Origin of the sequence: Streptomyces sp. NPDC002032, assembly GCF_042890765.1 — a bacterium.
Taxonomy (GTDB): domain Bacteria; phylum Actinomycetota; class Actinomycetes; order Streptomycetales; family Streptomycetaceae; genus Streptomyces.
In genome coordinates this window covers 191,678-197,677 of the sequence record NZ_JBIASM010000012.1, presented here as the reverse complement: position 1 = coordinate 197,677, position 6,000 = coordinate 191,678, and the positions used below count along the sequence as shown (strand labels likewise).

The 6,000-nt window shown below is 72.5% G+C and carries 5 protein-coding genes; 4 read left to right on the top strand and 1 reads right to left on the bottom strand.

Annotation, left to right across the window (positions count from 1 at the left end):
* The 3 genes from ACFYYT_RS26250 to ACFYYT_RS26240 all read left to right on the top strand — a co-directional run.
* Positions 1–1,005 (top strand): vitamin B12 dependent-methionine synthase activation domain-containing protein (locus tag ACFYYT_RS26250; RefSeq protein WP_351831859.1); only part of this gene is annotated, 1,005 nt, incomplete at its 5' end.
* Positions 1,006–1,040: 35 nt separating this feature from the next.
* Positions 1,041–2,447, top strand: a complete 1,407-nt coding sequence (gene ahcY / locus ACFYYT_RS26245; RefSeq protein WP_388609428.1) for an adenosylhomocysteinase — start codon at positions 1,041–1,043, stop codon at positions 2,445–2,447.
* Positions 2,444–3,121 carry a maleylpyruvate isomerase family mycothiol-dependent enzyme gene (locus ACFYYT_RS26240; protein ID WP_351831753.1) on the top strand — a complete coding sequence of 226 codons (678 nt, stop codon included), beginning with the start codon at positions 2,444–2,446 and terminating at the stop codon, positions 3,119–3,121. Before ahcY ends, ACFYYT_RS26240 begins: the two co-directional genes overlap by 4 nt.
* Positions 3,122–3,212: 91 nt before the next feature.
* Here the strand turns inward: ACFYYT_RS26240 and ACFYYT_RS26235 are convergent, their stop codons facing one another.
* Entirely contained in the window at positions 3,213–3,965 is a 753-nt protein-coding gene (locus ACFYYT_RS26235) for a PIG-L deacetylase family protein (protein WP_351831748.1), read from the bottom strand.
* A 276-nt stretch (positions 3,966–4,241) separates the two neighbouring features.
* On the opposite strand from ACFYYT_RS26235, the gene ACFYYT_RS26230 reads away from it, so the two are divergent.
* Positions 4,242–5,816: a class I tRNA ligase family protein gene (locus ACFYYT_RS26230; protein WP_388609426.1), complete on the top strand. Its 1,575-nt coding sequence runs from the start codon at positions 4,242–4,244 to the stop codon at positions 5,814–5,816.
* The last annotated feature ends 184 nt before the right edge of the window (positions 5,817–6,000 follow it).

The window sequence follows — 6,000 nt, the reverse complement described above, 5'->3', positions numbered from 1 at the left end:
GCCTACGTCGAACAAGACCTCCACGAAATCTACGAAGGCGAAGTCCGCTACGCCCGCGACGCCTTCGAAGGCCTGCGCCTCATGGACGCCCTCATGGGCATCAAACGCAAGGTCCCCGGCGCCGTCCTCCCTCCCCTCAAGCAGCGCCGCGTTCCCGCGCGCCCCGCCCTCCTCGACGTCCGGGAACCGGAACGTACGGGCCGCTCCGACGTGGCCCTCGACAACCCGGTGCCGGAGCCGCCCTTCCTCGGGACCCGCGTCGTCAAGGGCATCCCGCTCAAGGAGTACGCGGGCTGGCTCGACGAGCAGGCGCTCTTCAAGGGCCAGTGGGGCCTCAAGGGCGCCGAGTCGATCGAGAGCGAGGGCCGGCCCCGGCTGCGCGGCTGGCTGGAGCGCCTGCACACCTCGCACCTCCTCGAAGCGGCCGTGGTCCACGGCTACTTCCCCTGCGTCTCCAAGGGCGACGACCTGATCGTCCTCGACGAGGACGGCGGCGAGCGGACCCGGTTCACCTTCCCCCGCCAGGGCCGCGGCCGCCGCCTGTGCCTCTCCGACTTCGTGCGCCCCGAGGAGTCCGGCGAGACCGACGTCATCGGCTTCCAGATCGTCACCGTCGGCAGCCGCATCGGCGAGGAGACGGCCCGCCTCTTCGCGGCCGACGCCTACCGCGACTACATGGAGCTGCACGGACTCTCCGTACAGCTCGCCGAGGCCCTCGCCGAGTACTGGCACGCCCGCGTCCGCGCCGAACTCGGCATCGCGGGCGCCGATCCGGACTCCGTCGACGGCATGTTCCGTACGGAGTACCAGGGCTGCCGCTACTCCCTCGGCTATCCGGCCTGCCCGGAGCTGGCCGACCGGGCGAAGATCGCCGAGCTGCTGCGGCCCGAGCGGATCGGGGTCCACCTCTCGGAGGAGTTCCAGCTCCACCCCGAACAGTCCACCGACGCCCTCGTCATGCACCACCCCGAGGCCAACTACTTCAACGCCGGAGGCCGCAGATGACCTCCGGCGCCGCACACCTCCAAGGAGCACCACCCATGCCTGCCGAGTTCACGGACTTCAAGGTCGCCGACCTCTCCCTCGCCGCCTTCGGGCGCAAGGAGATCACCCTCGCCGAGCACGAGATGCCCGGCCTGATGTCGATCCGCCGCGAGTACGCCGCCTCCCAGCCCCTCGCGGGCGCCCGCATCACCGGCTCCCTGCACATGACCGTGCAGACCGCCGTCCTGATCGAGACCCTCGTCGCCCTCGGCGCCGAGGTCCGCTGGGTGTCGTGCAACATCTACTCCACCCAGGACCACGCGGCCGCCGCCATCGCCGCCGCGGGCATCCCCGTCTTCGCCTGGAAGGGCGAGACGCTGGAGGAGTACTGGTGGTGCACGGAACAGGCGCTGACCTGGCCCGGCCACGCCGGTCCGAACATGATCCTGGACGACGGCGGTGACGCGACGCTCCTGGTCCACAAGGGCGTCGAGTACCAGAAGGCCGGCGCCGTCCCGGACCCCTCCACCGCCGACAACGAGGAGAGCGCCCTGGTCCTGGCCCTCCTCGCCAAGACCTCCATCGACTGGGCCGCGCTCGCCTCCGGGATCCGCGGGGTGACGGAGGAGACCACCACGGGTGTCCACCGCCTCTACGAGATGCACCAGGCCGGCGAGCTCCTCTTCCCGGCGATCAACGTGAACGACGCCGTGACGAAGTCGAAGTTCGACAACAAGTACGGCTGCCGCCACTCCCTGATCGACGGCATCAACCGCGCCACCGACGTCCTGATCGGCGGCAAGGTCGCCGTGGTCTGCGGCTACGGCGACGTCGGCAAGGGCTGCGCGGAGTCCCTGCGGGGCCAGGGCGCGCGCGTCATCGTCACCGAGATCGACCCGATCTGCGCGCTCCAGGCGGCGATGGACGGCTACCAGGTCGCCACGCTGGACGATGTCGTCGAGATGGCCGACATCTTCATCACCACGACCGGCAACAAGGACATCATCATGGCCGCCGACATGGCCCGGATGAAGCACCAGGCCATCGTGGGGAACATCGGCCACTTCGACAACGAGATCGACATGGCCGGCCTGGCCAAGGTCGACGGGATCGTCAAGGACGAGGTCAAGCCGCAGGTCCACACCTGGACGTTCCCCGACGGCAAGGTCCTGATCGTGCTGTCCGAGGGCCGTCTGCTGAACCTGGGCAACGCGACCGGCCACCCGTCGTTCGTGATGTCGAACTCCTTCGCGGACCAGACCCTGGCCCAGATCGAGCTCTTCACCAAGCCGTCCGAGTACCCGACCGACGTCTACGTGCTGCCCAAGCACCTCGACGAGAAGGTCGCCCGCCTCCACCTCGACGCGCTCGGCGTCAGGCTCACCACCCTGCGCCCCGAGCAGGCCGACTACATCGGCGTCAAGGTCGAGGGCCCGTACAAGCCCGACCACTACCGCTACTGACCGCCGTGGACGGCGTCGACGAAGCGGTACGCGACCCCTGGCTCCCGGACCGGCTCCTGCGCACCGAACGGGACGCGCTGGTCCCGCTGTTGCGCCGCACGCCCGAGGCCTCGTACGGGCTGCGCACGGCCTGTCCCGGCTGGACCGTGCGGGACGTCCTCGCGCACTGCGCGGCCGCCCTCGTACGGATCGTCGAAGGGCGGCTGGAGGAGGGGGTCTTCCTGCCCGCCGCCAACGCGGCGGACGTGGCCGAGCGAGCGGGCTGGCCGGTGGGGCGGATCGTGGACGAGCTCGAACGGGGCCTGAGCGAGGCCGGCGCGGCCATCGCCGCGGGCGACGGCACGCTGGACGCGGTGGCGCTGGGGGAGTGGATCCACGCGGGCGACGTACGCGACGCGTGGGGGGAGCCGGGGGCCTACGGCGGCGCCGGGCTGGCGCTGGCCCTGCCCCTGCTGCACACCACCAGCCGCAAGCGGGGCACGCCCCGGCTGGTCGCGGGCCTGGACGGGCACGCCGGGCCGCTGGTCCTCGGCAACGAGGAGGCCGGCCGCCCCGCCGCCCGGTTCGAAGGCGACGCCACGACGCTCATCCGCCTCTACTCGGGACGTCCGCTGGTCGCGACCCGCTACGAGCTGGCGGGCGCGAGCGAACAGGAGCTGCTCATCTACCGGTGACCGGTAACCGGTCACCGGTGACCGGGGCCCTGATGCCCTGGGGCTCACCTCGTGGCCCGCCCGCCGCCCGTCCCACGGGCGCGGGCGGGCCTCAGTCGATCCGCACGACCTGGAAGGCCTCCGCCATCCGCCCCGGCGGCAGCCCCGCCGACCGGGCGTGCTCGCCCAGCCAGTCGCGCAGCAGCCCCGACAGGTCGTCGAAGTGCGCGGTCTGCGAGGTGTGGATGCGCAGCGCCTCCACCTTGCGGTCGAAGACGGGGGTGACGTCGATGTACTGGTTCGGGGTGGGCCCCGTCATCAGCCACAGCTCCGGCACGATCCACGGCTCCAGCCCCTCCTCCTTCAGGAGCGACGGGTGGGCGAAGGGATTGCGGGCCTCCGGGTAGACCGCCCGGAGTGCGGCGTCGCCCACCGCGCGGTGGTCGGGATGCAGGTCGGCGATCCGCGCCCAGTTGATCTCGGGGCTCGGGATGACGGCCCGCTGCGGCCGGACCTGGCGGATCACCCGGCACAGGTCGCGGCGCAGCTCGACGCTGGACTCGACGTAGCTGTCGGGGTAGCCGAGGAAGCGGACGTCGTCGACGCCGCTGCGCTTGGCCGAATGGACCTGCTCGGCGCGCCTGAGGTCACCCATGGCCTGCCGGGGGAGCTGCTCGTCGTATCCGCCCGCCCCGCCGTCGGTGACGATGCAGTACGTGACCCGGGTGGTGCCCTGCGCGATCCACCGCATGACCGTTCCGCTCACGCAGAACTCGATGTCGTCCGGGTGCGCGGCCACGACCAGCAGGGATTCGGGTGCGCTGCGGTCTATGAGGTCTATGCGATCGGTCGCGAAGTGTTCCATGTGAGCAGCCTGTTGGGCGCGGCCGTGGCCCGCAAGGCGGCCCCTTTGGCGTACTCGCGACATGTCACCTCTACGCCACTCCCCGGCCGGACCCCGGTTCCTCCTGGCGTGTCCACGCAACGGCGCGAACGCGCAATCCAATACCAGACCAAGCGGTTCGTTTCTCTGTCAGGCTGAGAGGGCACCCCGCTCTCCCCGTTCTCGCCGAGAGGGCCCGGTCCCCTTCCGTCATCGAGCCTCGCTGCGTCCTTCGCACCACAGCGTCAAGGAGGTCCCATGAGCACCCCCGTCTGGATCACCGCGACCCCGCCGGCCACCCACGGCGAACTTCACGTCGGCCACCTTGCCGGACCCTACGTCGCGGCGGACGTGCTGTCCCGGTACCTGCGGGCCGAGGGCGAACCCGTCCTGTTCACCACCGGTACCGCCGACCACACCAGCTCCGTCCACGTCCGCGCGCTGCGCGCGGGACGCAAACCGGAGGAGGTCGCGGAGGGCTACCGGGCCGCCATCACCGCCGACTGGCTGCGCTCGGGCGTCGAGTTCGACCGCATCGTCCGCCCCCGCCAGGACCGGGGCTACGCGCGCTGGCTCACGGACCTCTTCCGGCAGCTCCACGCCGACGGGGTCATCGCCGCCCGGACCCGCCTGACGCCGTACTGCGAACCCTGCGGGCGCTTCCTGCACGGAGCGCACGTCACCGGCGACTGCCCGCACTGCGGTGCCGCCAGCGACGGCGGCATGTGCCACGAGTGCGCCCGCCCGAACGACGGCGGCGACCTGCTGGGGGCGCGCTGCGTCCAGTGCGGATCCGCATGCGTGCCCAAGCGCTGCCGCCGCCTCTACATCCCGCTGGAGCCGCACCGCGAGGCCCTCGCCGAGTACTGGGCCGCCACCGGTCTGCCGCCGCGGCTGGCCGCGCTGTGCGAATCGCTCGTCGAGGACGGGCTGCCGGACATCGCCGTCGCCCACCCCGCCGAATGGGGACTGCCCGTACCCGTCGACGCCTTCCCCGACCACCGCATCGACGGCTGCTTCGAAGCCGCCGCCATGCACCTGTTCGGCCACGGCGACCGCCCGCTGCCCGACCGGGCCGTCCACTTCTGCGGCTTCGGCCACGCCTTCTGCCACGCCGTGCTGCTGCCGGTCCTGCTGTTCGCGCGGGGCCTGAAGATGCCGCAGCACTTCTGCGTCAACGAGGCGTACGTCATCGAGGACGAGGCCCTGGTCTGGGGCTCCGGGCAGAAGGCCTGGGCGCTGGACCTGATCACCGAGTACGGGTCGGACACGCTGCGCCGCCACGTCCTCCAGGCCCGCCCGCTGGGCCGCCGTACGCAGTTCCGGCCGGAGCGGCTCGCCGCCGCCCGCCGGGAGCTGGACGAGAACTGGAACAGCTGGCTGTCCCGGCTGTTCGCCGCCGTCCGCGAGGAGTGCGCCGGGCTCGTACCGGCCGCGCTGCCCGGCGGCACCGGCTGGGAGGTGCTGGAGCGGCGGCTGCTGCGCGGGGTGGAGGACCTGCGCGAGGCCTACTCACCGGAGGCCTTCGACCCGCGCAGGGCGGTGGCCCTGCTCGACGAGATGGTGCGTTCGGCATCCGATTTCGGCCATGTCAACGCGCACGAGGCGCACCGGCCCACCGCCGGGGGCCGTCACCTGCCGGTCCTGGCCGCGCAGCTGGCGGTGGCCCGCGCGCTCGGCGCCTGGGCGCGGCCGGTGATGCCGGAAGGCGCCGACCGGCTGGCCGCGGCGCTGCGGACCGCGCCCGGGGGCGCGGTGGCCGCCGAGGCCCTCGCCCCGCCCGCGCCCGGCACCCGGCTGGCCCCGCCCTCGGGACCGGTGTTCGGCTTCTGACCCGGGCGCCGGGCCCCACCCCCACAGGCCCCCGCCCGCCGCCCGATCGCCCGATCGCTCACCGCCCGACCGCCCGCCCGCACAGACCGTACGACTGCACCACGACAGCACCCTCCTTCGCCGCGTGACCGCGCGTCGGTCCACCGGCGGCGGGGTGCGCGCGGCCCCTTCCCCAGGAGCTTCC

Bases quoted from the DNA above. Each gene is read 5' to 3' on its own strand.
- ACFYYT_RS26230 (WP_388609426.1), top strand. From the start codon at position 4,242: ATGAGCACCCCCGTCTGGATCACCGCGACCCCGCCGGCCACCCACGGC.
- ACFYYT_RS26235 (WP_351831748.1), bottom strand. From the start codon at position 3,965: ATGGAACACTTCGCGACCGATCGCATAGACCTCATAGACCGCAGCGCA.
- ahcY (WP_388609428.1), top strand. From the start codon at position 1,041: ATGCCTGCCGAGTTCACGGACTTCAAGGTCGCCGACCTCTCCCTCGCC.